The 24,348-nt window shown below is 72.6% G+C and carries 25 protein-coding genes; 11 read left to right on the top strand and 14 right to left on the bottom strand.

Annotated features, from left to right (window positions below):
- Positions 1-4: 4 nt before the first annotated feature.
- Positions 5-754 carry a DNA repair protein RecO gene (gene recO, locus AB0424_RS17090; RefSeq protein ID WP_366306117.1) on the bottom strand — a complete coding sequence of 250 codons (750 nt, stop codon included), beginning with the start codon at positions 752-754 and terminating at the stop codon, positions 5-7.
- A gap of 169 nt (positions 755-923) precedes the next feature.
- Here recO and AB0424_RS17085 point away from each other — a divergent pair, with 169 nt between their 5' ends.
- Both AB0424_RS17085 and AB0424_RS17080 read left to right on the top strand, forming a co-directional pair.
- Entirely contained in the window at positions 924-1,397 is a 474-nt protein-coding gene (locus AB0424_RS17085; RefSeq protein WP_366306115.1) for a carboxymuconolactone decarboxylase family protein, read from the top strand.
- A gap of 35 nt (positions 1,398-1,432) precedes the next feature.
- On the top strand, positions 1,433-2,356 hold the full coding sequence (locus tag AB0424_RS17080; protein WP_366306113.1) for an RNA polymerase sigma-70 factor: 924 nt from the start codon (positions 1,433-1,435) through the stop codon (positions 2,354-2,356).
- A 53-nt stretch (positions 2,357-2,409) separates the two neighbouring features.
- On the opposite strand, the gene AB0424_RS17075 is transcribed toward AB0424_RS17080, so the two are convergent.
- Positions 2,410-2,625: a hypothetical protein gene (locus AB0424_RS17075; RefSeq protein ID WP_366306111.1), complete on the bottom strand. Its 216-nt coding sequence runs from the start codon at positions 2,623-2,625 to the stop codon at positions 2,410-2,412.
- A complete protein-coding gene (locus tag AB0424_RS17070; protein ID WP_366306110.1) occupies positions 2,622-2,882 on the bottom strand; it encodes a hypothetical protein in 261 nt (86 codons plus the stop codon). The genes AB0424_RS17075 and AB0424_RS17070 overlap by 4 nt, the downstream gene beginning before the upstream one ends.
- A 93-nt stretch (positions 2,883-2,975) precedes the next feature.
- On the opposite strand from AB0424_RS17070, the gene AB0424_RS17065 reads away from it, so the two are divergent.
- The 6 genes from AB0424_RS17065 to AB0424_RS17040 all read left to right on the top strand — a co-directional run bounded on the left by AB0424_RS17065 (position 2,976) and on the right by AB0424_RS17040 (position 9,750).
- Positions 2,976-3,809, top strand: coding sequence for a helix-turn-helix transcriptional regulator (locus tag AB0424_RS17065; RefSeq protein WP_366306108.1), 834 nt, complete (start codon positions 2,976-2,978; stop codon positions 3,807-3,809).
- A complete protein-coding gene (locus tag AB0424_RS17060) occupies positions 3,791-3,985 on the top strand; it encodes a DUF397 domain-containing protein (protein ID WP_366306106.1) in 195 nt (64 codons plus the stop codon). The genes AB0424_RS17065 and AB0424_RS17060 overlap by 19 nt, the downstream gene beginning before the upstream one ends.
- Before the next feature lie 119 nt (positions 3,986-4,104).
- Positions 4,105-4,932, top strand: coding sequence for a hypothetical protein (locus tag AB0424_RS17055; RefSeq protein ID WP_366306104.1), 828 nt, complete (start codon positions 4,105-4,107; stop codon positions 4,930-4,932).
- Between the two features lie 145 nt (positions 4,933-5,077).
- The gene (locus tag AB0424_RS17050; protein WP_366306102.1) at positions 5,078-6,448 is read left to right on the top strand and encodes an FAD-dependent oxidoreductase; all 1,371 of its coding nucleotides are present in this window, start codon (positions 5,078-5,080) and stop codon (positions 6,446-6,448) included.
- 93 nt (positions 6,449-6,541) lie between these two features.
- Positions 6,542-8,284 (top strand): helix-turn-helix transcriptional regulator, encoded by a 1,743-nt coding sequence (locus tag AB0424_RS17045; protein ID WP_366306100.1) that lies wholly within the window; start codon positions 6,542-6,544, stop codon positions 8,282-8,284.
- A 95-nt stretch (positions 8,285-8,379) separates the two neighbouring features.
- The gene (locus AB0424_RS17040) at positions 8,380-9,750 is read left to right on the top strand and encodes an FAD-binding oxidoreductase (protein ID WP_366306098.1); all 1,371 of its coding nucleotides are present in this window, start codon (positions 8,380-8,382) and stop codon (positions 9,748-9,750) included.
- Between the two features lie 18 nt (positions 9,751-9,768).
- On the opposite strand, the gene AB0424_RS17035 is transcribed toward AB0424_RS17040, so the two are convergent.
- Both AB0424_RS17035 and leuA read right to left on the bottom strand, forming a co-directional pair.
- Positions 9,769-10,461, bottom strand: a complete 693-nt coding sequence (locus tag AB0424_RS17035; RefSeq protein ID WP_366306096.1) for a TerB family tellurite resistance protein — start codon at positions 10,459-10,461, stop codon at positions 9,769-9,771.
- Positions 10,462-10,786: 325 nt separating this feature from the next.
- Positions 10,787-12,550: a 2-isopropylmalate synthase gene (leuA, locus tag AB0424_RS17030; protein ID WP_366306094.1), complete on the bottom strand. Its 1,764-nt coding sequence runs from the start codon at positions 12,548-12,550 to the stop codon at positions 10,787-10,789.
- Positions 12,551-12,843: 293 nt separating this feature from the next.
- On the opposite strand from leuA, the gene AB0424_RS17025 reads away from it, so the two are divergent.
- On the top strand, positions 12,844-13,896 hold the full coding sequence (locus AB0424_RS17025; RefSeq protein ID WP_366306092.1) for a M4 family metallopeptidase: 1,053 nt from the start codon (positions 12,844-12,846) through the stop codon (positions 13,894-13,896).
- Between the two features lie 20 nt (positions 13,897-13,916).
- Positions 13,917-14,168: a protealysin inhibitor emfourin gene (locus AB0424_RS17020; RefSeq protein WP_366306091.1), complete on the top strand. Its 252-nt coding sequence runs from the start codon at positions 13,917-13,919 to the stop codon at positions 14,166-14,168.
- Between the two features lie 5 nt (positions 14,169-14,173).
- Here AB0424_RS17020 and AB0424_RS17015 read toward each other — a convergent pair whose 3' ends face one another.
- From AB0424_RS17015 to AB0424_RS16985, 7 genes are all read right to left on the bottom strand, one after another.
- Positions 14,174-15,523, bottom strand: coding sequence for a TerD family protein (locus AB0424_RS17015; protein WP_366306089.1), 1,350 nt, complete (start codon positions 15,521-15,523; stop codon positions 14,174-14,176).
- A gap of 61 nt (positions 15,524-15,584) precedes the next feature.
- Positions 15,585-16,526 carry a GTPase Era gene (gene era, locus AB0424_RS17010; RefSeq protein WP_366306088.1) on the bottom strand — a complete coding sequence of 314 codons (942 nt, stop codon included), beginning with the start codon at positions 16,524-16,526 and terminating at the stop codon, positions 15,585-15,587.
- A 30-nt stretch (positions 16,527-16,556) separates the two neighbouring features.
- On the bottom strand, positions 16,557-17,501 hold the full coding sequence (locus AB0424_RS17005) for a DUF916 domain-containing protein (protein WP_366306086.1): 945 nt from the start codon (positions 17,499-17,501) through the stop codon (positions 16,557-16,559).
- 67 nt (positions 17,502-17,568) lie between these two features.
- Positions 17,569-18,900, bottom strand: coding sequence for a beta-xylosidase (locus AB0424_RS17000; RefSeq protein WP_366306085.1), 1,332 nt, complete (start codon positions 18,898-18,900; stop codon positions 17,569-17,571).
- Positions 18,901-19,100: 200 nt separating this feature from the next.
- The gene (locus AB0424_RS16995; RefSeq protein ID WP_366306084.1) at positions 19,101-19,580 is read right to left on the bottom strand and encodes a hypothetical protein; all 480 of its coding nucleotides are present in this window, start codon (positions 19,578-19,580) and stop codon (positions 19,101-19,103) included.
- 205 nt (positions 19,581-19,785) lie between these two features.
- Positions 19,786-20,148: a cytidine deaminase gene (locus AB0424_RS16990; RefSeq protein ID WP_366306083.1), complete on the bottom strand. Its 363-nt coding sequence runs from the start codon at positions 20,146-20,148 to the stop codon at positions 19,786-19,788.
- A 158-nt stretch (positions 20,149-20,306) separates the two neighbouring features.
- Positions 20,307-21,194: a helix-turn-helix transcriptional regulator gene (locus AB0424_RS16985; protein ID WP_366306081.1), complete on the bottom strand. Its 888-nt coding sequence runs from the start codon at positions 21,192-21,194 to the stop codon at positions 20,307-20,309.
- A gap of 102 nt (positions 21,195-21,296) precedes the next feature.
- Here AB0424_RS16985 and AB0424_RS16980 point away from each other — a divergent pair, with 102 nt between their 5' ends.
- The gene (locus AB0424_RS16980; protein ID WP_366306079.1) at positions 21,297-22,700 is read left to right on the top strand and encodes an MFS transporter; all 1,404 of its coding nucleotides are present in this window, start codon (positions 21,297-21,299) and stop codon (positions 22,698-22,700) included.
- A gap of 1 nt (position 22,701) precedes the next feature.
- Here the strand turns inward: AB0424_RS16980 and AB0424_RS16975 are convergent, their stop codons facing one another.
- Both AB0424_RS16975 and AB0424_RS16970 read right to left on the bottom strand, forming a co-directional pair.
- The gene (locus AB0424_RS16975; RefSeq protein WP_366306077.1) at positions 22,702-23,055 is read right to left on the bottom strand and encodes an MmcQ/YjbR family DNA-binding protein; all 354 of its coding nucleotides are present in this window, start codon (positions 23,053-23,055) and stop codon (positions 22,702-22,704) included.
- On the bottom strand, positions 23,052-24,347 hold the full coding sequence (locus tag AB0424_RS16970; RefSeq protein WP_366306075.1) for a hemolysin family protein: 1,296 nt from the start codon (positions 24,345-24,347) through the stop codon (positions 23,052-23,054). The genes AB0424_RS16975 and AB0424_RS16970 overlap by 4 nt, the downstream gene beginning before the upstream one ends.
- Position 24,348: the final 1 nt, after the last annotated feature.

Raw genomic sequence — 24,348 nt, 5'->3', positions numbered from 1 at the left:
TCTCCTAGTTCTTCTCTACGTACCGCAGGGAGCGCAGGCCGCGCTCCAGGTGCCAGTGCAGATAGGCGGACACGAGTCCGCTGCCCTCCCTGACGTGACGCGGCTCGCACGCGTCCGCCGTCGCCCAGTCGCCGGTGAGGAGCGCGCTGAGCAGGCCGATGGCCTCCGCAGAGGGTACGACGCTTCCGGGGACGCGGCAGTCGCCGCAGATGACGCCGCCGGCCGCGACCGAGAAGAACCGGTTCGGGCCGTGGATGCCGCATTTGGCGCAGTCCTCGAAGCTCGGCGCGTAGCCGTTGACGGCGAGGGAGCGAAGGAGGAAGGCGTCGAGGATCAGATGGGGGGCGTGCTCGCCGCGGGCGAGCGTCCGCAGGCCGCCGACGAGCAGCAGGTACTGCTGGACGGCGGGCTCGCCCTCGTGGTCGGTGAAGCGCTCCGCCGTCTCCAGCATGGCCGTGCCGGCCGTGTAGCGGGCGTAGTCGGTGACGATGCCGCTGCCGTACGCGGCGATGGTCTCGCTCTGGGTGCAGAGCGGCAGGCCGCGTCCGACCAGCTCGCTCCCCCGCGCGAAGAACTGCACGTCCACGTGGGAGAAGGGTTCGAGGCGCGCCCCGAACTTCGACTTCGTCCGGCGCACGCCGCGCGCCACGGCGCGTACGCGGCCGTGACCCCGTGTGAGGAGGGTGATGATGCGGTCCGCTTCACCCAGCTTCTGGGTGCGCAGCACGATGCCGTCGTCGCGGAACAGACTCATGCGCCCCATTCTCGCGTACGGCACGGACAGCCGGGCCCGGGTCGGCAGGGCGCCCCCGGGACCGTGCGGCCCGGGGAGACCCAGGTCACATCCGGCCGTGTCACAGGGGCCGGGGCCGTCTCGTCTCCAGGGTGTACCCCAGCGAGCGACACCCACGAAGGAGCACCCCATGGACGCGCGTCTGAACCTCTTCGCAGCCCCCGTCGCCGGCAAGGCGTTCAAGCACCTGATGGCCGCGGGCCGGCTCGTCAAGGAGTCGTCGGTGCCGGCCGCCGTCCAGGAGCTGGTGGCGCTGCGGGTCAGCCAGATCAACGGCTGCGCCGCCTGCATCGACATGCACACCAAGGAGGCGGTCCTCGCCGGCGAGACCCCGGTCCGGCTCAACCTCGTGGTGGCCTGGCGGGAGGCCACGGTCTTCACCGAGGCCGAGCGCGCCGCGCTGGAACTCGCCGAGGAGGGCACCCGGACCGCCGACGCCGCCGGCGGGGTCTCCGACGAGGTCTGGGAGCGGGCCGCCCGGCACTTCGACGAGGAGCAGCTGACCGCCCTCGTCCTGCACATCGGGTTCATGAACCTGGCCAACCGGCTGAACGTGATCACCCGGCAGCCCGCCGGCGACTACGTTCCCGGTCAGTTCCACTGATCCGAGCGACGCACATCCACGGGAAGGAAGCCGTCATGAGCAAGGTCGAGGAGTTCGAGGAGCTGCGCCCGCTGCTCTTCTCCATCGCCTACCGCATCCTCGGCAGCGTCGGCGAGGCCGAGGACGCCGTCCAGGAGACCTGGCTCCGCTTCGACGCCTCGCCGACCCGCCCCGCCTCCACCAAGGCGTTCCTGTCGACGACGATCACCCGCCTCTCGATCGACGTCCTGCGCTCCGCCCGGGTCCGCCGCGAGGAGTACGTCGGCCCCTGGTTCCCCGAACCGCTCCTCAGCGACCCCTACCAGGACCCGGCGCGGTCGGCCGAGCTCGCCGACTCCGTCTCCATGGCGGCGCTGCTCCTCCTCGAACGCCTCAGCCCCCTCGAACGCGCCGTCTTCCTGCTCCGCGAGGTCTTCGCCTTCGACTACGAGGACATCGCCGAGGCCGTCGGCCGCTCGGAGGCCGCCTGCCGCCAGCTCCTCGTCCGCGCCCGGCGCCACATGCACGACGGCCGCCCCCGCTTCGCCGCCGACCGCGAGGAGCGCCGGGAGCTCGCCGCCCGCTTCTTCGGCGCCCTGGAGAACGGCGACCTGGGCGGCCTCCAGGACCTCCTCTCCGCCGACGTCCGGCTCGTCGGCGACGGCGGCGGCAAGTCCCCGCAGCTCTCCCGCGCCGTCGTCGGCGCGGAGAACGTCGCCCGCCTCCTCACCTCGCTGCTCCCCTGGCTGGCCCGCATCGACGTCACCTGCGAGCCGTGCGACGTCAACGGCCAGCCCGGCGCCCTCTACCGCGACCGCGACGGCCGGATCCTCCAGGCCCTCGCCCTCGACGTCCTCGACGGCCGCGTCCAGACCATCCGCGCCGTCACCAACCCCGACAAGCTCGGCCACCTCGGCCCCGTCGCCGACGCCTGGGCCCTCAACCGCGAACTCAAGGAGGCCCGCCGGCAGGCCCGCTGACCGCCCTCACGGGCCGGCGCCGCCCCTCCCGCCGCGCCGGCCCGCGGCCGCCCTCAGGGCACCTCGCCCCTGCTCCGCGCGTTCACGTGCGCCGTCGCCGCGCTCAGCCGCTCCGACGACGTCGCCTCCCGCACCCCGTCCGGCTCCACGTCCCACTCGCGCCCGCCCCCCAGCGGGCGCACCTGCACATAGGGCCCCTCGTGCCCCATCACTCTCCCGACCCGTCCCGTGCGGATCTCGACGACGTACGACCCGATGGGCAGCGTCATGAGCGACTCTCCTCCCTCGGCAGTACGGCGGCGGCGAGGAGCCGGGCCGTTTCCACCGTGCAGCATCCCAATTCCACGAGCGGCCGCGGAGGCTCGGCCGCGAGCGTGACGACGTCGAGCCCCAGCGAAGGGAGCCTGATTCCCGCCCTCGCAAGCGCCTCCCGCAATTCCGTCACCGCCTCTTGTGCCGCTCCGACCGCCCCCGTGGTCGTCTTCGTGATGTCTTCCTTCACCAACGTATGCCTTTCTGAATCCATTTCCCGCTTCGCCTCTCCAGGCTGACGGCACATCCGTAGAATCGGCAGACGCCCGCCTCCGACAACTGCGGCGTAGGGTTGGGGAGTTAATCCATGGCCAGAAGCAAGCAGCAGGATGCCTGGGAGTTCTTCGGCGAGGTCCTCAAGGAGCGCCGCGAGGGCGCCCGCATCTCCCAGGGCGAACTGGGCAGACGCGTGTTCGTATCCGGTGCGTACATCGGCCTGTTCGAGCAGGGAATTCGAAAGCCCCAGCTGGATGTGGCGCAGCGAATCGACGACGTCCTACAAACCGGTGGTATTTTCGAACGCACGTGGCGGAAACTCATCAACAACTCGCCGTACGCGTCTTATTTCCAGGCCGCCGCCGAACTGGAGGACATGGCCACGAAGATCTGCGAGTTCGAGTCGACGGCCGTACCGGGACTGCTCCAGACGCCCGCCTACGCACGGTCGGTCGTGCGCGCGAGCAATCCGCTCGCCACGGACGAGTACGTCGAGGACACGGTCAGGGGCCGACTGGACCGCTCCGCGATCCTGGAGGACGCCGCCCGGCCCATGTACTGGGTGATCCTGCACGAGACCGCGTTGCGCATCCCCGTGGGTGGAGCCGCCGTCATGGCCGAGCAGCTGGACCACCTCCTGGCGCAGGCGCGCAGGCGCGTGGCTCTGATCCAGGTGCTCCCGTTCGCCGCCGGCGCCTACCCCCAGATGGGCAAACCGCTGAAGCTGATGGAGTTCGAGGACGCTCCTCCAACGGCCTATACAGAGGCGGTGTATTCGGGCAACCTCCTCGATGATCCGGCGGTGGTGAAGCGAGCACAGGCGACCTACGATCTGCTCAGGGCCGCCGCTCTGTCGCCGGAAGCGTCCCTGCCCCTGATCGAGTCGGCGGCGGAGGACCACAGACGATGCGCGCGCAGGACCTGAACAACGCCCGCTGGCTCAAGAGCTCCTACAGTGACGGCGACGGCGGCAACTGCGTCGAGGTCTCCCATGACATCCCCGGCGTCGTCCCCGTGCGGGACAGCAAGGTCGCCGGCGGGCCCGTCGTCGTCGTGGCCGCCGCCGCGTGGTCGGTATTCGTCGCCGGTATCGCGAGATGACGACCGCGCCGACGGACCCCGCCCCGCCCGGGCGTGGTGTCGGCAGGGGGCGGGCGCACCGGGCGCGTACCGGCGAAATCCCTTCCGATGCGCCTCCGCCCGCCCCTACGATCACGCACATGTCGATCACCGCGTCCATACCCGTCCTCCACGCAGCCAAGGACACCGTCGTGCGGCCCGAGGGCGAGGCGCTGCTCGTGCGCCGGCCGCACGAGCAGACGCTCATCCCGCTGCGGGCAGTCGGCCGGGTGCTCGTCGAGGGGCGGACGGTCACGATCGAGCTGACCTCCGCGCCCGGGGCGGAGCGGACCCACGTCCACCGGGTGTGGGACGTGGTGGACGAGGCGGCGGCCGCGGCCTTCGCGGAGGCGGTGAACGCGGCGCTGCCGGAGCGGGCGGACGCGGTCGACGGGGCGGACCTCGTCACGGGCGAGCGGCTGTACCAGCCGAGCTACCGGAACTGGCTGCGCGGGGTGAAGCGGGGCTCCCTGCTCGCGACGCTGGCGTTCGTCGCCCTGTGCGTGCTCGTGGGCGTCGCGGGATACCCGGCCGCCCTCATCGTCATGATTCCGTTCGCCTTCATCGGACTGCCCGTCCTCGCGCTCGGGGCGCTGCTGGCGTTCGAGCCGTACGAGGAGCGGTACCTGCGGAGGCACGGGGTCCGGACCTCCGCCGTACGGCTCCAGGGCGAGGGCAACCTCTACGCGTACGCGGATCCCGGCGGCGTGGTCCGCACCGTGCGGGCCCCCGTGCGGACGTGGGACATCCAGGCGGCCTATGATCCGCGGGACCCCGGGCGGGTCGTTCCGCTGCGGGCGCGGGCCCGGCGGATCCGGAACTCCGCCGGGGTGCTGTCCCTCCTCGTCGTCGGGTTCGGACTCACCGCGGTGGCCGTCGGGGCGGTGATCGCTGCCTTCTTCTTCGGCAGTTTCGACACCCTGCCGTAATGCACACAGGCGCGCTTATGGAAGTCATAAGTGCGCCTTATGAGCTCATAGACCGGGGCCGGGTACCACTTCGCGGGCGGCATTATTTAGGGTGACCTAAGTGTCGGCGGCTTCGCCGCCACGTCGCTTGCGAAGGGAACCTGACATGCCCCGCCCCCTCCGGGTCGCGATCGTCGGCGCCGGCCCCGCCGGAATCTACGCCGCCGATGCGCTGCTGAAGTCCGACGCCGCCGCCGAGCCGGGTGTGTCCATCGACCTCTTCGAGCGGATGCCCGCCCCCTTCGGCCTCATCCGCTACGGCGTCGCCCCCGACCACCCGCGCATCAAGGGCATCATCAATGCCCTCCACCAGGTCCTCGACAAGCCGCAGGTCCGCCTCTTCGGCAACGTCGACTACGGCACCGACATCCACCTCGACGACCTGCGCGCCTTCTACGACGCCGTGGTCTTCTCGACCGGCGCCATGGCCGACCGCGAGCTCCGCATCCCCGGCGTCGAGCTCGACGGCTGCTACGGCGCCGCCGACTTCGCCTCCTGGTACGACGGCCACCCCGACGTGCCGCGCACCTGGCCGCTCCACGCCGAGAAGGTCGCCGTCCTCGGCGTCGGCAACGTCGCCCTCGACGTCGCCCGCATCCTCGCCAAGACCGCCGAGGAGCTGCTGCCGACCGAGATCCCGCCGAACGTCCACGAGGGCCTCCAGGCCAACAAGGCCGTCGAGATCCACGTCTTCGGCCGCCGCGGCCCCGCCCAGGCCAAGTTCAGCCCCATGGAGCTGCGCGAGCTGGACCACTCCCCCACCATCGAGGTCATCGTCAACCCCGAGGACATCGACTACGACGAGGGCTCGATCGCGGAGCGGCGCAAGAACAAGCAGACCGACATGGTCGCCAAGACCCTGGAGAACTGGGCGATCCGCGACGTCGGCGAGCGCCCGCACAAGCTCTTCCTGCACTTCTTCGAGTCGCCCGTCGAGATACTCGGCGAGGACGGCAAGGTCGTCGGCCTGCGCACCGAGCGCACCGAGCTCGACGGCACCGGCAACGTCAAGAGCACCGGCACCACCACCGACTGGGACGTCACGGCCGTCTACCGCGCCGTCGGCTACCTCTCCGACGAGCTGCCCAAGCTCCCCTGGGACACCGCCAGCGGCACCGTGCCCGACCAGGGCGGCCGGGTGATCGAGGAGACCGGCGAGCACATGGCCTCCACGTACTGCACCGGCTGGATCCGCCGCGGCCCCGTCGGCCTCATCGGCCACACCAAGGGCGACGCCAACGAGACCGTGGCGAACCTCCTGGACGACTTCGCGCACGGCCGCCTGCTCACCCCCGCCACCCCGCAGGAGGACGCCGTCGTGTCCTTCCTGGAGGAGAAGGGCCTCACGTACACGACGTGGGAGGGCTGGTACGCCCTGGACGCCGCCGAGAAGGCCCTCGGCGAGCCGCAGGGCCGCGAGCGCGTCAAGCTCGTCGAGCGCGAGGACATGCTGCGCGCCAGCGGCGCGATCGGCTAGCGGAACGGGCGAGGGCCCCGCGACCGTCCGGTCGCGGGGCCCTCGCCCGTTCCCGGTCCTACCCTGAAAGGACCGGGAATGAGGTGAGGCCCCATGTCCGCACCCACGCTCCGCACCCCCGCCGGGACCGCCGGGGTCGACGCGGTCGAGCGGGCCCGGGACGCCGCGGCCCGGGAGTCCTGGCCGGAGGCGTACGCGCTGCTCCGCGCCCACGACCGGCATCCCTCCCCGGCCCTGACCGCCGACGACCTCTCCGTGCTCGCCGACGCCGCCTGGTGGTCGGGGCACGTCGACGAGTCCGTCACCGCCCGGCTCCGCGCCCACGCCGGATACCTCGCGGCCGGCGACCACCGGGGCGCCGGGCTCGCCTCCTGGTGGCTGCACTACGAGTACCGGGGCCTGGGGCGCCCCGCAGCCGCCTCCGGCTGGCTCCACCGCGCCCGGCACCACCTCGCCGACCTGCCCCCCTGCCCCGAACAGTGCTTCCTCGCCTGGACCGACGCCGAGGAGGCCGAGCAGCACGGCGACCCGGCGGCGGCCCTCGCCGCCACCCACCGCATGACCCGGCTCGCGCTCCGCTCCGGCAGCCCCGACCTGCTCGCCCTCAGCCGCCAGGCCGAGTCCGCCGTCCTCCTCGCCCAGGGCCGCCGCGCCGATGCCCTCGCCCTCCTCGACGACGCCATGTGCGCGGTCGGCGCCGGCGAGCTCACCGGCATGTTCACGGGATGGCTCTACTGCCTCGCCCTCACCCAGTGCATGGAGGCGGCCGACTTCGGCCGCGCCGTGGAGTGGACCGACGCGGCCATGGAGTGGTGTGCGCCGCCCTGGTCCGGCCGTCCCCCGGCCGCCCCCGACGCGGCCGGCGCCGCCGGCACCCTGCCCATGACCGTCCCCTCCGGCGAGAACCCCTTCCGGGGCGTGTGCCGGGCCCACCGCGTCCAGGTGCTCGACCTGCTCGGTCTCTGGGAGCTCGCGGAGGAGGAGGCCCGGCTCGCGTGCCGGGAGGTACCGGTGGACTGCCTGGAGTCGGCCGCGGCCGCGTACTACGCCGCCGGGGACGTGCAGCGGCGGCAGGGGCGGCTCGACGCGGCGGCGGAGTCGTACGCCCACGCGCACGAACTGGGGCGGATCCCGCAGCCGGGGCTCGCGCTGCTGCGCCTCGCCCAGGGCCGGTCCGACGCCGCGGTCGCGGGCGTCGCCCTCGCCCTCGCCTGCCAGAGCGACCCGCGCCACGACCTCCTGGGCCGGGCCCGGCTCCTCGCCGCCCGTACGGAGGTGGCCCTCGCCGTCCGGGACGCGCCGGGGGCCGCGGAGGCGGCGGAGCAGCTGGCCTCCCTCGCCGGGGACGTACCCCTCCTGCGGGCGATGGCCGACACGGCGGAGGGCGCGGTCGCCCTCTCCGCCGGCCGGGCCGCGCTGCCGCACCTGCGCCGGGCGCTCGGCGGGTGGCTGGAGCTGCGGGTGCCGTACGAAGCGGCGCAGGTGCGGATGCTGCTCGCCGCGGCCTGCCGGGCGGCGGGCGACGAGGAGGCGGCCCGGCTGGAGCTGGCCGCCGCGCGCGCCGCGTTCGAGCGGCTCGGGGCCGTCCCGGACGCCCGGCGCGCGGCGGCGCTGCTCTCCGGCGGCGCGCGGCGGCGGCTGCCGGGCGGGCTGACCGCCCGGGAGGCCGAGGTGCTGCGGCTGGTCGCGGCCGGCGGCACGAACCGCGACATCGCCCACGCGCTGGTGATCAGCGAGCACACCGTCGCCCGGCACCTGAACAACATCTTCGCCAAGCTGGGCGTCGGCTCGCGCGCCGCCGCCACGGCCTACGCCTACGCGCACGGCCTGGCCTGAACCGGCCGTGGGCCGTCCGGCCCATCCCCGGCCCGTGCCGTCCATGGGCGGTTCGGGCGATGCGGCCCCGCCGCCCGCGGGGCTACACCGGAACCATGACCACCACGACCGCATCCCTGGACACGCTCCGCGGTGCCGTGCGCGGCACCGTCGTCACCCGCGGCGACCCGTCGTACGACGCCTCCCGCCGGGTCTACAACGCCCTGCACGACCGCCGACCGGCCGTCGTCGTCCACGCCGTGGACGCCGGCGACGTGATCGCGGCCGTCCTGCACGCCCGCGAGCACGGCCTCCCGCTGGCCGTGCGCGGCGGCTCCCACGCGGTCGCCGGCTTCGGCACCGTCGACGACGGCCTCGTCGTCGACCTGTCCCGGATGCGCGGCGTCCGCGTCGACCCCGGGGCCCGGACGGCCCGGGCCGAGGGCGGCGCCACCTGGGGCGACTTCAACCACGCCACCCACGCCTTCGGGCTCGCGACCACCGGCGGGGTGGTCTCCACGACCGGCGTCGGCGGCCTCACGCTCGGCGGCGGCATGGGGCACCTCGCCCGCCGTTACGGGCTGAGCTGCGACAACCTCGTCGCGGCGGACGTGGTGACCGCCGAGGGCCGGCTGCTGTCCTGCGACGCCGAGCGGAACGCGGACCTGTTCTGGGCGCTGCGCGGCGGCGGCGGCAACTTCGGCGTCGTCACCTCGCTCGCCTACCGGCTGCACCCGGTCGACCTCGTCTTCGGCGGGATCACCTGCTACCCGCTGGACGGAGACGTGGCCCGCGCCTGGCGGTCGATGAACACGGACGCGCCGGTGGAGCTGAACTCGATCTTCGTGATCGCGCTCGGCCCGCAGGAGCCGTTCCTGCCCGAGCGCTGGCACGGCCGCCCGATCTGCGCCGCCTTCACCTGCTTCACCGGCCCGCCGGCGGAGGACGGGAAGGTGCTGGCCCGGCTGGACGGGCTCGGCCCGGTCGTCGGCCGGTTCATGGACCGGATGCCGTACCCGGTGATCAACACCCTCTTCGACGAGCAGCTGCCGCCGGGGCTCTACCACTACTGGAAGGGGAACTTCAGCCGCGGCCTCTCCGACGGGGCCATCGCGGCCCACATGGCGTACGGCGAGACGATGCCGTCGCTGGAGTCGGACACCGCCATCTTCCCGATCGACGGGGCCTGCCACGAGGTGGGACCGGAGGAGACCGCCTTCGCCTACCGGGACGCGGACTTCTCGCACTCCTTCGGCGGCACCTGGACCGACCCGGCGGACTCCGAGCGCAACATCGCCTGGACGCGCGCCTACGACCGGGAGCTGCGGCCGCACACCCAGGAGGGCGGCTACGTGAACTTCATGGACGCCGACGACCAGGACCGCGTGCGGGTGAACTACCGGCAGAACTACGACCGGCTGCGCGAGGTCAAGCGCCGGTACGACCCGGGCAACGTGTTCCGGCTCAACCAGAACATCGTGCCCTGAGCGCGGCGGAGCCGTCCGCTACGGCACCGTCCGGGCCGAGGCGAGGAGCCGGACGGTGTCGTCGGGGGCGAACGCGAGGGCGTTCCCGACGGTCCCGAGGACCTCCATCTCGGCCGGGCGGTACGCCCCGTCGGCGAGCGCGATCCGCGCCGCCTGGAGCAGGATCGACTCCCGCCCGGAGGGCGCCAGGTGCGGGGTGAGCGGCTCCAGGGCCTCGTGGAGCTCGATCGCGAGGAGCGTCCCCTCGGGGTTCACCTCGGGCATGAAGCGGCCGGTGTCGGCCTCCAGCGCCTCGACGAGGTCGACGAGCTGGACGGCCGTGCACTCGGCGAAGCCGGCGGACCGGACCGCGCTCACGGCCCGGTCGAGGACGGCCCGGGAGTCGGTGCCGCCGGCCGCGAGCACGGCGAGGGCGACGGTGTGCACGCCGTCGCGCAGCATCGCCGAGAAGCGGCTGGTCGTCGGGTGGTCGAGGACCTCCGTGCCGAAGTGCGTGTGACAGGCCGCGCACTCGACGACGGGGCCCGTACAGCCGCGGGGCAGGACCGGGACCCCCAGGACGGCGAACCTGCGGCGGCCGGTGCGCCGCCGGTAGTTCCGGTCGCCCCCGCACTCCTCGCAGAAGAACTCGCCGTCCCCGACCGTGTTCCAGGAGGTGCGGATTCCGCAGACGCCCACTTTCCCACCACGTGATTTCCGGGCAGACCGCACACGCACCTCCTCAACGGCCCGGCTGCACTGCCGGCGTTGGCGTGATGTTAGCCACATCCTTGATGCGACGTCAGCACCCCGTCAGGAGTTCACCGCGGACTTGGCCGAGACACGCCACCCGTCCGGGGCGTTCGGGAGGAGCGACGGCGACGCTTTCCGAAGGCCAGGAAGCCTCCGCCGGCCGCCCGGGCGGCCGCGGTGGGGCCGATCGCCGCGGGGTCGATGGCCGAACCGGTCGTCGCGAGATCACCCTCCGGGGTGGCCGACGGCGCCCCGCGCCCTCCGGGAAGGGAGGACGCGGGGCGGGAGCGGAGCCGGTGGGCGGTCAGCGGGCGGAGCGGTTGACCGCCGAGACGACCGCCTTCAGGGAGGCGCGGGTCGTGTTGGCGTCGATGCCGATGCCCCACAGGACCTGGCCGTCGATGGCGCACTCGATGTACGAGGCGGCCTGTGCGGAGGCGCCCTCGCTCATGGTGTGCTCCTGGTAGTCCAGCAGGCGGGCGTCCACGCCGATCGACTGCAGCGCGGCGAAGAAGGCCGAGATCGGGCCGTTGCCGGAGCCGGACAGCACGGTCTCGGCGCCGTCCACGACCGCCTCGACGGTCAGCGTGTCCGTGCCGTCGGTGTCGGAGGTGCTCTGTCCGGAGCGCAGCTGGATGCGGCCCCAGGCGTTGTCCGGGTTGGGCAGGTACTCGTCCTGGAAGACGGACCAGATCGCGGCCGGCGTGACCTCGCCGCCCTCGGTGTCGGTCTTCTGCTGGATGATCTTCGAGAACTCGATCTGCATCCGGCGGGGCAGGTCCAGCTTGTGGTCGTTCTTCAGGACGTACGCGATACCGCCCTTGCCGGACTGCGAGTTGACCCGGATGACGGCCTCGTAGGAGCGGCCGACGTCCTTCGGGTCGATCGGCAGGTACGGCACCGCCCACTCGATCTCGTCGACGGTCTTCCCCGCAGCGGCCGCGTCGGCCTCCATCGCGTCGAAGCCCTTCTTGATGGCGTCCTGGTGGGAGCCGGAGAAGGCGGTGTAGACCAGGTCGCCCGCGTAGGGGTGGCGCGGGTGGACCTCCATCTGGTTGCAGTACTCGGACGTGCGGCGGATCTCGTCGATCTGCGAGAAGTCGATCTGCGGGTCGACTCCCTGGCTGAACAGGTTCATGCCCAGGGTCACCAGGTCGACGTTGCCGGTGCGCTCGCCCTGCCCGAACAGGCAGCCCTCGATGCGGTCCGCGCCGGCCATGACGGCCAGCTCGGCCGCGGCGACCGCCGTGCCTCGGTCGTTGTGCGGGTGGACGGACAGGCAGACGTGCTCGCGGCGGGTCAGGTTCCGGGACATCCACTCGAACCGGTCCGCGTGCGTGGACGGCGTCGAACGCTCCACGGTGGCGGGCAGGTTGAGGATGATCTCGCGGCCCGGGCCGGGCTGCCAGACGTCGCAGACCGCCTCGCAGACCTCCAGGGCGAAGTCCAGCTCGGTGTCGGTGAAGATCTCCGGGCTGTACTGGTAGCCGAAGGCCGTCTCCGGGCCCAGCAGCTTCTCCGCGTACTCCATCACCAGCCGCGTGCCGTCCACGGCGATCTGCTTGATCTGCTCCTTCGAGCCGCGGAAGACGACCCGGCGGAAGGTGGGGGCGGTGGCGTTGTACAGGTGGACGGTGGCGCGCTTCGCGCCGACCAGCGACTCCACGGTCCGCTCGATCAGGTCCTCGCGGGCCTGGGTCAGTACGGAGATCGTCACGTCGTCCGGGATCGCGCCGTCCTCGATGATCGAGCGCACGAACGCGAAGTCGGTCTCGCCCGAGGACGGGAAGCCGACCTCGATCTCCTTGTAGCCCATGCGGACCAGCAGGTCGAACATCTCGCGCTTGCGGGCCGGCGACATCGGGTCGATCAGCGCCTGGTTGCCGTCGCGCAGGTCGGTGGAGAGCCAGCGCGGCGCCTTGGTGATCCGCTGCTCGGGCCAGGTGCGGTCGGGGATGGCCACGGCCTCGTACCGGCCGTACTTGTGGATCGGCATCCCGGACGGGCGCTGCGTGTGGGTCGCGTTGGTGACGGGCGTCGGGCGGCTGACGAAAGGCGACTGGGACATTGCGTAGGGCTCCTCGGGGGTCCAACGGAGGGACGGCCGACTGTCGAACGCAACGCCAGTACCCGCGGGGAGGGGGTCGGCCTACGACTACAGGCCCTCGCCGCGGCAGCTAAGGAGAAGCAGCCCGAAACGCATGATGTGCGTCACCATAGCCCAGTCCGTGGAGGGCGGACGTCCTGTTTCAGTATGCGGGACGGCTGTCACGTCAAGCCCGAACAGTGACGCATCACTCCATTTCGCCAATCCTCGTCTCTCCTCGTGACAGTCGCATCACTCAGTGCCACATTGCAGGGATGACTCCCCAGACGTCCGTCTTCTGCTCGATCGTCCCGCCCCACCTCCTGGAGCACCTGGCCCGCTCCTCCAACGCGGCCGTCGCCGCCACCGCGCGCCGCACCCTCGTCGCCGACGCCGCCGCCCGCACCTTCCGGGTGCTGCCGCTGCCGGGCGCGGTGCCCACGCTCGCCCCCGGCGACGCCGGCCGCCCCCACCGGACCGTCCACGACTGCGAGCGCGGCACCGACCTGCCGGGCACCAGGGTCCGGGGCGAGGGCGACGAGGCGGTCGCCGACGCCACCGTCAACCGGGCCTACGCGGGCCTCGGCGCCACCTTCGACCTCTTCCTCCACGCCTTCGGCCACGACTCGATCGACGGCTCGGGGCTGCCCCTGATCGCCTCCGTCCACTACGACGAGCACTACGGCAACGCCTTCTGGAACGGCGAGCAGATGGTGTTCGGCGACGGCGACGACGAGATCTTCCTCGACTTCACCCTCCCGGTGGACGTCATCGGCCACGAGCTCGCCCACGGCTTCACCCAGTACACGGCGAACCTGGAGTACTTCAGCCAGTCCGGCGCCCTCAACGAGTCCGTCTCCGACGTCTTCGGCTCCCTCGTGAAGCAGTACGCCCGCGGCCAGAGCGCGCGGGAGGCCGACTGGCTGATCGGCGAGGGCCTCTTCCACCCGAACGTGCAGGGGACGGCCCTGCGCTCCATGAAGGCCCCGGGCACCGCGTACGACGACGACGTCCTCGGCAAGGACCCGCAGCCCGGGCACATGGACGACTACGTCCGCACGGGCCGCGACAACGGCGGGGTGCACATCAACTCCGGCATCCCCAACCACGCCTTCTACCTGCTCGCCACCGAGCTGGGCGGCAACGCCTGGGAGCGCCCGGGACGCATCTGGTACGACGTCATGACCGGCGGCACCCTCACCCCCGAGACCCGCTTCTCGGAGTTCGCCGCGGCGACCGTCGCGGCGGCCCGGGCCCGGTACGGCGACGGCGAGGAGATCCAGGCCGTCCTGAAGGCGTGGTCGGCGGTGGGGGTGCCCACCGACTGACGGACTGGTAGACAGGGCCCATGCGGATTCGAGTGCGGCGCACGGGCGGCTTCGCGGGCATCGAGCGGTCGGCGGAGGTGGTGGTCGCGGACCCCGGACTGGAGTCCCTGGCCGCCACCGTCCTCGCCGACGGCGACGGCGACGCCCGGGGCGTCCCCGACGGTTTCTCCTACGAGATCACCGTTGACGGCACCACCGTCCGCTGCCGCGACCCCCGCCTCACCGACGCCCAGCGGGCCCTCGTCACGAGGGTCCTCAAGGAAGGCGCGTAGGACCCCTAGCCGCGGCGCCAGAACCTGTTCTCCTTGGGCGGCCGGACCTTCAGGGTCCAGTCGCCGTCGGCGCTGACGAGCTGCACGAGCAGGGGGCCCTCCGGCAGGGGACGCGTCTCCCGGGGGAACCTGCTCGCGTCGTTGGCGAGCAGGTGATCGCGGCCGTCCGGCTCGTAGCCGTGCACGTTGAACCACTCGAATTCGAACCTCGTGCGGAGCCGGGAGGAGAGCAGCCCGGCCGGGCCCGTGTACAGCAGCACGTCGGAGCCCCGCCCCTCGGCCGTGCCGTCGAGGACCTCCACGGTGCTCACCGGACGGACGGCGACCGTCCACCCCTCACCGTAGTCGCTCACGCGCAGGCGCAGCGGCGTCGTGCCGTCGTACCGCAGGAGCCGACGGGCCCCCTGGTCCTTCAGCAGCGTGTTCGCGAGCAGCGCGTCGCTCTCGCCCTTCTCGTCGATGCTGTGCACGGCGAAGTAGCCGTCGCCCTTCCGGGTCGACTCGACGACGACGTAGCCGGCGGGGAGGGGCACGTCGACGGTGATGTCGGCCTTGCCCTCGCCGCTGCGGAAGAACTCCGGGAACTCCCCGCCGAACAGCGCGGCGTCCGACCGCGGTCCGGTCCGCGGGGTGCGCGGTGAGGGGACCCGCGGCGGTGCGGGGACGAGGGCCGCCTCGGCCTCGGCCTCCCGGACCTTGGCGAGGAGCTCCTCGGGGATGGCCTCCGGAGCGGCGCCGACGGGGCCGGGCTCGTCGGCCGGGTCGGGCCCGCCGTCGTGCGCGGCGTCGTGCGCGGCGTCGTCGTCGGGGGCGGGCTCCGGGTCCCTGCCCACGATGCCGAAGTCCTCGGCGAGGCCGACGAGGCCGGAGTCGTACCCCTGGCCGAGCGCGCGGAACTTCCACGCCCCGTCCCGCAGGTAGAACTCGCCGAGCAGGAACGCCGTCTCGGTGCTCGCGTCGTCGACCTCGTACAGCGCGAGCTGCTCGCCGGTGGCGGCACCGATCGTCCGTATGTGCAGCCCGGGCACCTGGCCGAAGGTGCCGTCCTCGCTGGAGGCGGTGATCACGATGCGCCGGACGCCGGGCTCGACGCGCGCGGTGTCGATCTCCAGCCAGTCGGCGACCCGCTGCTCCTCGTCCCGCACCTGCCCCAGCAGGCGCACCGCACCGGACGCGTGCTCGGGCTGGTTGTAGAAGACCAGGTCGCCGTCGTTCCTGACGCGGCCCGCGGCGTCGAGCAGGAGCGCGGAGGCGTCGACCGCCGGCACTCCCTCACCCGCCGCCCGCCGGACGACCGCGATCCGCCACACCTGCCCGGGGACCGGCAGGTTTCCCCCCTTGACGATCTTTGTCACCGCGTCATGCTGACACGCGGCCGGGGACCCTGCCCAGGAGACGGACTTCTTGACGGACTTCTCAGAAGCCGAGCTTGCGCAGCTGCTTGGGGTCGCGCTGCCAGTCCTTCGCGACCTTGACGTGGAGGTCGAGGAAGACGGGGGTGCCGAGCAGGGCCTCGATGTGCTTGCGGGACTTCATGCCGACCTCCTTGAGGCGGCTGCCCTTCGGGCCGATGATGATGCCCTTCTGGCTGGGGCGCTCGATGTAGACGTTGGCGTGGATGTCGAGCAGCGGCCGGTCCGCGGGGCGGTTCTCGCGCGGGATCATCTCCTCGACGACGACCGCGATGGAGTGCGGCAGCTCGTCGCGGACTCCTTCGAGGGCGGCCTCGCGGATCAGCTCGGCGACCATGACCTGCTCCGGCTCGTCCGTGAGGTCGCCCTCCGGGTAGAGCGGCGGGGACTCCGGGAGGAGCGGGATGAGGAGGTCGGCGACGAGCTGGACCTGCTTGTCGCCGACGGCCGAGACCGGGACGATCTCCGTCCACTCGAAGCCCAGCTCCTTGGCGAGCTGGTCGATGGCGATCAGCTGCTCGGCGAGGGTCTTGGAGTCGACCAGGTCGGTCTTGGTGATGATCGCGACCTTGGGGGTCTTCTTGATCCCGGCGAGCTCCTTGGCGATGAAGCGGTCGCCGGGGCCGAGCTTCTGGTCGGCGGGCAGGCAGAAGCCGATCACGTCGACCTCGGCCCAGGTGGTGCGCACGACGTCGTTGAGCCGCTCGCCCAGCAGGGTGCGCGGCTTGTGGAGGCCGGGGGTGTCGACCAGGATCAGCTGGGCGTCCGGGCGGTGCACGATGCCGCGGACGGTGTGCCGGGTGGTCTGCGGCCGGTTGGAGGTGATGGCCACCTTCTGACCGACCAGAGCGTTCGTGAGGGTGGACTTGCCCGCGTTGGGGCGGCCGACGAAGCAGGCGAAGCCGGCCCGGTGGACGGCTTCGGATTCTTGGTTGCGAGCGCTCATGGGGGCCATTGTCCCCGATGAGCGCCCTCCTCACGCACCCAGTGCCCGACGGCGCCGTATCCGCAGGCCGAACATGCCGGCCGCGCCGCCCGTGGCGAGGACCGCGGCCGCGAGCCAGGGCAGGGCGAGGAAGGAGACCCGGCCGGTCTCCCGCACGTCCTTCGCGGTGGCCGTGAGGGTGACGTCGCCCCAGTCGAGCTGCGGGGAGCCGGTCCAGCGCTCGGTGAGCCGGATCTTCTGGCGGGGCAGCAGCTCGGACGGGACCCCGGTCAGGTCGCGGTCGAGGAGGGTGCGGCCGAAGAGCCCCCGGGCCTTCAGGGCGACCTTCGGGTTGAGCGTGACGTTGCCCCGGTTGTGCAGGGTGTACGAGACCACGGCACTGCTCGTGCGGGTGCCGGGGACGAGCGGCCGGTCCTGGACGAGGGTGACGTCCTCGACGCCGAGCGCCGCGAGCGTCGGCCCGCCGACCCGGAGGTAGAGGCGGGCGGCGACGGCGCGCTGCACGCCGACGGCGACGCTCCCCTTCCCGCCGGGGCTGATCCGCTCGTCGAGCGCGACGAGGGCGCCGGGGTGGTCGCCGGGGTCGGCGTCGGCCGGCACGGTCAGGGTGTAGGCCACGGTGACGGCGGAGCGGGGCGGGACGGTGATCCGGGTCCGCTCGGGCGTGATCCAGGCCCCGGCGCCGGTCTGCCGCTCCTGCCGGGTGCGGACGGCGAAGCCGCCGTCCCGGTCGGTGTTGTAGGCGTCGGCGCCGTACAGCCGGAAGGTGAGCGGGGCGGCGGTCTTGTTGGCGACGGTGACCCGGTCGGTGAGGGTCGTGCCGGGGGCGGCGGTGAGGAAGAAGTACGGGCGGCTGCCCAGGGTGGCGGCGGCCGGGTAGACGGCCCACTCGCCGTTCTCGGCGGCCCGCGCGTCCGGCGCGGGGGCCAGCAGCGCGACGAGGACGCTCAGGAGGAGTACGTACAGCTTGCGCACGGTGCGGAACCCCCCGGGGTGCGGAGACGGTGCGGGCCGACCGGGTGCGCGCCCGGCCCGCGGGTGGTCAGGAGAGCGTCAGCGTCAGCACGCCCGCGTACGCGCCGGGCGCGGTGAACGCCGGGACGTCGAGGGAGAGCTGCGCGTCGACGGTGAACTCGCCGCCCGTCAGGGTGCCGTTCGGCGTGGAGGCGAGGGTCGCGCCGCCGCTGCCGACCGGTCCGGACGAGCCCGCCGCACAGGTGCTGGGGCTGCCGGCCCTGGCGGCGCAGGCGGGCGTCCAGCTGAGGTTCCCGGCGCCGATCGCCCCGCCGGGTCCGGCGAAGTCGGTGACCTTGCCGGTCAGGGACCAGCCCGCGGGTCCGCCGCGGAAGTCCTTGACCGTCACCGTCTGCAGCGCGCCGGTGGCCGCGCCGCCCTGACCGAAGTCGACGGAGGACAGCTGGACCGCGTCCCCCGCCTGGGTCATGGACAGCTCGCCCGCCGTGACGGCCGCGGTGATCGTCTGGCTGTTCGGCGGGGCCGGCACGACGACCTTGTAGGCGACGGGTCCGGCGCCCTTGTCGGGGTCCCAGGCCGCGCCCTCGTACGCCACGATCCCGGTGGTCGCCGCGTCGTTGACCTTCAGCCGCGCGGCGAACCCGCCCTCGCTGTCGGTCGTGACCGTCATCCGGTCGGCGGTCTCGGCCGCTCCGGCCCGGCCGACGACGGTGACCTCGGTGAGCGGCGTGAAGCGGCTTCCGGTGACGGTGACGCGGACGCCGGGGTCTCCGGAGGCGTTGTCGAGCTGGAGCGCGCGGGTGTTGGGGTTGGTCGCGGGGCTCACCACGACGGTCTCGGAGACCGGGGCCGGCGGGGTCAGCACCGTACAGGGGGTGTCGAGCTCCATGAGGTAGCTGGTGTGGATGTTGTAGTCGCCGGGCGAGAGGGTGATCGAGCCCGCCTCGGTGGCCGTGAAGGTGCCCGTCATGGAGAAGGCCGGGAAGGAGCCCTTGCCGGGGACCGGCGGGTTCTTCCGGGGGCCGGTGACGGTGACCTGGCCGCTCTGGGCGCCGCCGAGGACGACCTTGCCGGTGGGCGTCATGATGTCGGCCGGGAGCGCGAGGTCGACCGGGTTGGACGCGGCGGGCTTGGTGATCGTGTAGGTGACGGTCACCGTCTCGCCGACCTTGGGGCTGGGCTTGTCGACCGTGATCTCGGCGGTCGTGGTGCCCGTGATCGGCGGGATGCCGGCGATCGGCGGCGGGACGCAGCGGGTCTGGAATTCCACCGGCTGCGAGGCCGCGGACGCGCCGGCCGGGGCCGCGAGCGCGCCGCCGGCGACCGCGAGGGCGGTGGCGCCGAGGACGGCGGTCCAGCGCCGTCTTCGGGCCGCCGCCCGGGATCGGTTGAGTGCCATGGGTGCCCCTCCTGAGGGTTGGATGGGCGCCATTGACGGCCGCGGGCGGAGAGAAGTCAAGGGAAGCGAAACACATCGACTGATGGCCCATCAGGTCATGTCAAGATCGACGAAAGAGGAGCGTTTTCGCAGGTCACAGCCGCACGGACACGACAGAGACCGGTGCCGCCGAGGGCGACACCGGTCCGGGACTGAGCGGCTCAGCTGAAGACGAACGGACCCGGCGACTGTGACGTCAGCGCGTCGCAGTTCACCGTGACCCCGAAGATCACCATCTTGAGGGCGACCCCCGCGAAGTACGAGTTGAGACTGTCGCCCGAGGCCACCGTCCCGCTCAGCGGGCCGATGACGACGGACTGGCCGGCAGCGAGCGCCGGATTCTTCTTGCCGGTGAAGACCCGGGTGCCGCCGCCGCCCTTGGCCATCGTCAGGGTGGCGTTGATCGTGTTGGCGCCCACCGCGATCGGCGTCGTGACGGCCGAGGTGACGGTGACGGTCGCGGCGGTGCCGCTCTGCGTGGCCGTGAGGGTGGCGCCGCCGCCGCCCCAGCTGCCGCAGTCGTACGTCGCCGTGGCGGTGCCCGGCGAGACGGCGCCGGCCGTGGGAGCGAAGGCGAGCCCGGCGGCTGCGAGCGCTCCGGTGAGTACCGCGACGGTTCCTAAGGTGCTTCTGCTTCTCATGGCGGGTTCGTACCCCTTCCGATGACGAACGCAGGGGGTGCGGACACTGCGTGGACGATGAACATCTGACGGTCCGTCGGGCGAACCGATGCCATTGATGCGCAGACGACCGGGGAAGGCAAGAGAAGATGCGGCGCCACTTCACAAACGCGCAAAGGGCCCGGCGCGGCGCCGGGCCCTCGATGTCGCGTCGCCGCCGTCCGGATCAGCCGGCCGTGACCGCCGTCCGCAGCTGCCCGTCGGGACCCGCCAGCAGGACCGGGGTCCCGGGGCCGCCGAGGTCGCGCACGGCCGCGCGGTCCTCGTCCGACGCCGCCTCGGCGTTCGACACGACGGCCGCCGCCTCCAGGGACCGGGCGCCGCTGGCCACCGCCATCGCGACCGCGGTCCGCAGCGCGCTCAGCTTGAGCGACTCCAGCTCCACGGTGCCGGCGACGTAGGTCCGGCCCGTCTCGTCGCGCACGGCCGCGCCCTCGGGCACGCCGTTGCGGGCGCGGGCGCTGCGCGCCAGGGTGATGATCTTGAGGTCCTCGGCGCCGAGGTCGCCGTGCTCGCTGCTGAGTGTCATGCCCCGAGCATAGGTCGGGGGCCGCGGACGCCCGGACGGCGTCTCAGCCCTCGGCCGCTCCGTCTCGACCCGTGACCAGCTCCCGGCCGACGGAGCCCCCCGGTCCAGGCACCGGCGGACCCTCAGCCCGCCACCGGGAGCATCGCCCCCGACGCCCCTCAGCCGGCCACCGGGTACATCGCCCCGCGGCGCCCCTCGGGCGACACCAGCCACTCCAGCTTCTCGGCCGTGTCCGCCTCCGGGAGCGGGGTGTGCATGACGATCACCAGGTCCGGGCGGGCCGGCACTCTCAGCTGGGTCGCCTCCACGACCAGCGTGCCGACCAGCGGGTGCTCCAGCTCCTTGCGGTTCTGGCCGCCCGGCAGGATGTCCCGCCGCTCCCACAGCTCGGTGAACTCCTCGCTGCGCTCCTTGAGCTCGGCGATCACCGCCTGGAAACCCTCGTCGTCGTCGCACTCCGAGCACGCCGAGCGGAACTGCGCGACCACCTTCGGAGCGATCTCCTCCCAGTGCCCCACCCGCGAGCGGTACAGCGGGTCGGTGAAGAAGTCGATCAGGCAGTTCTGCGAGATCTCCGGCCGCATCCCGAGCACGATCGCCGCCGCCTCGTTGTACATGACCGTGTTCCAGTACCGGTCCATGATGTGCGCCGGGAACGGCATCCACGCGTCGATCAGACGCCGCAGCCCGTCGCACATGTCCCGGTCCTCCGGGGCCGCCTCCAGCGCCGGCGGGTTCAGCGCCGCCAGGACGTACAGATGGCGCCGCTCCGCCGGGCTCAGCCGCAGCACCCGCGCCACCGAGTCGAGGACCTGCGGCGAGACCGTGATGTCCCGGCCCTGCTCCAGCCACTGGTACCAGGAGACGCCGACGCCGGCGAGGACCGCGACCTCCTCCCGGCGCAGCCCCGGGGTGCGGCGGCGCGCTCCGCCGTCCGGGAGCCCCGCCTCCGACGGGGTGATCCGGGCCCGACGGCTCATCAGGAACTCGCGCAGCTCCCCGAGTCGCCGCTGTTTCGCGCTGGTGCTCTCAAGAGCGGTGGCCACGTGTGCTTCCTCCCCCTGGACGCATGGTGGATGCCTGGTGGTGCGACCAACAGGATAAGTTCCCGCTCCCCACCGTTGTTCCCGTCCGCCCAAGGTGGGCCCATGGCAACGACGACCTCTCCCCCGGCCTCACCCACCGCCCCCGCGGCTCCCCCGGCGCTCACCGGCCGCACCCGGCTCATCCTCTTCGTGCTCTGCGCCGCCCAGTTCATGGTGGCGCTCGACTTCTCCGTCCTGAACGTGGCCCTGCCCGTCCTCGGCGCCGACCTGGGCCTCGGCCAGTCCGCCCTCCAGTGGGCCGTCACCGCCTTCGCCCTGCCGTCCGGCGGCTTCCTGCTCCTCTTCGGACGGGTCGGCGACCTCTTCGGCCGCAAGAAGCTCTTCCTCGCCGGCCTCGTGCTCTTCGGCGCCGCCTCGCTGCTCGCCACCTTCGCCTGGAACCCGGCCGCCTTCCTCACCGGCCGCGCCCTCCAGGGCCTGGGCGCCGCGGCGATCGTCCCCACCGGCATGTCCCTGCTGACCACCACCTTCCCGGAGGGCCCGCTGCGCGACCGGGCACTCGGCATCTCCGGCACGCTGCTCTCGCTCGGCTTCACCGTCGGCATGGTGCTCGGCGGCGTCATGACCGACACCCTCGGCTGGCGCTCCACCATGGGTCTGCTCGCCCTGTTCACCGTGATCGTGCTGCCGCTGGCGCCGGGCCTGCTGCCCGAGTCCCGCACCCCGGAGCGGCCCCGGCTCGACCTCCCCGGCGCGGTGACCGTCACCGGCGGCCTGCTCGCCCTGATCTACGCCCTGTCGACGGCGGCCCAGCGCGGCTTCGGCGGCGCGGACGTGCTGGTCACCCTGGTGGCGGGCGTGGTGCTCCTCGCGGTCTTCGTGCGGGTCGAGTCCCGGCACGCGTCGCCGCTGGTCTCGCTGCCGATGCTGCGCCGGCGGACGGTGGCCTTCGGCAACCTGGCCGGTCTGATCACCTTCTCGATGATGTCGACCGTCGTCTTCGTCCTGACCCTGTACCTCCAGGAGACCCTGGAACTGTCGGCCTTCGCCACCGGTCTCGTCTTCGGCGTGCAGGGCCTGGCGGCGATCCTGGCCGGCACGCTCGCGCCGAAGGTCATCGGCCGGCTCGGCACCCGCCGGGTCCTGGTCGGCTCGCTCGCCGGACAGGGGCTGCTGACCGCCGCGATCCTCGGCGTGGGCCGGGAGTCGGGTGTGGTCCTGGCGACCGTCGCGGCCTCGCTGGCCTGCATGTTCCACCTGGGCGCGATCATCTCGTACGGGCTGACCGTCACCTCCGGCGTCCCCGACGAGGAGCAGGGCCTGGCGACCGGCCTGGTCACCACCACCCAGCAGATCGGCCTCACCGTCGGCATCCCGCTGCTCGGCGTCCTCGCGACCACGGGCGGGGACCTGTACGGAGGGGTCCGCACGGTCCTCGCCCTGGACGCGGCGATCGTGGTCGGCACCGCGGTCCTCGTGGGCCTCGGACTGCGGCGCCGGTCCTGAGCTACGGCCGGTCGAGGCGGAGCCGTACCGCCTTCGGCAGACCCGCGACCACGAGGTCGTACGAGTCCTCGACGAGCTCCCGGACCATCCGGTCCGGGAGCTCCGCGACGCTCACGGTGTTCCAGTGCCGCTTGTTCATGTGGTAGCCCGGGGCGATCGCGGGGTGCTCCTCGCGGAGCCGCACCGCCTCGTCCGGGTCGCACTTGAGGTTGACCCTCAGCGGGTCGGCGTCGAGCCACGACAGCGCGAACATCTTCCCGGCGACCTTGAAGACGGAGACCTCCGGGCTGAAGGGGAACTCCTCCGTCGCGTCGTTGAAGTCCAGGCAGAAGGCGCGCAGTTCCTCGGGGGTCACGCCGGGTCCTCCTCCGGTTCCAGGGGCTCCACGAGAACGGTCACGATCTTGTTCCTGCGACCGGCCGGGGCCTCGGCGGTCAGCCGCAGCGAACGGCCGTCCGGCAGCTCCACCACCGCCTTCGCGCCCGCGATCGGGACCCTGCCGAGCGCCTTGGCGAGCAGCCCGCCGACGGTCTCCACGTCCTCGTCGTCGTACTCGTCGGGTCCGAAGCCGTACAGCTCGCCCAGGTCCCCGATGTCGAGCCGGGCGGTGACCCGGTGGCGTCCCTCGCCGAGCTCCTGGACCGGCGGCAGCTCCCGGTCGTACTCGTCGGTGATCTCGCCGACGATCTCCTCGAGGATGTCCTCGATGGTGACGATGCCGGCCGTGCCGCCGTACTCGTCGATGACGACGGCGACGTGGTTGCGCTCCTGCTGCATCTCGCGCAGCAGGTCGCCGGCGTTCTTGGTGTCCGGCACGAAGGCGGCGGGCCGCATCGCGGTCGACACGACGTCCGCCTCGGAGTCCCGGTTGATGTGCGTCTTGCGGACCAGGTCCTTGAGGTACACGATGCCGACGATGTCGTCCTCGTTCTCGCCGGTGACCGGGATCCGGGAGAAGCCGGAGCGCAGCGCGAGGGTGAGGGCCTGCCGGATCGTCTTGTACCGCTCGATGCAGATCAGATCGGTCCGCGGCACCATCACCTCGCGCACCAGGGTGTCGCCCAGCTCGAAGACCGAGTGCACCATGCGGCGCTCCTCGTCCTCGATCAGCGACTCCTGCTCGGCGAGGTCGACCATGGCCCGCAGCTCGGCCTCGGAGGCGAAGGGGCCCTTGCGGAAGCCCTTGCCCGGGGTCAGCGCGTTGCCGATGAGGATGAGCAGCTGCGGGATCGGACCCATGATCCGGGCCAGCGGCAGCAGCACGTAGGCGGCGGCGGTCGCCGTGTTCAGCGGGTGCTGGCGGCCGATCGTGCGCGGCGAGACGCCGACGGCCACGTACGAGACGAGGACCATCACCGCGATGGCGACGAGCAGCGCCTCCCAGGTCTCCGGGAACGCCTCCAGGCAGGCGTAGGTGACGAGGACGCCGGCCGCCATCTCGCAGGAGACGCGGACGAGCAGCGCCACGTTGAGGTAGCGGGTCGGGTCGGCGGCGATCTGGGCCAGCTTCTCCGCCCCGCGCCGGCCGGACCGTACGGCCTCGGCGGCGCGGAACGTGGTGACGCGGGCGAGACCGGCCTCGGCGCAGGCGGCGAGCCAGGCGACGACGACCAGCGCGACGGCGCCGAGGATCAGCGAGACGTCCATC

Source organism: Streptomyces sp. NPDC051180 (assembly GCF_040689545.1).
Classification (GTDB): Bacteria; Actinomycetota; Actinomycetes; order Streptomycetales; family Streptomycetaceae; genus Streptomyces.
Note: the sequence above shows the minus strand (reverse complement) of the source record. Positions and strands in the feature narration are given on the sequence as shown.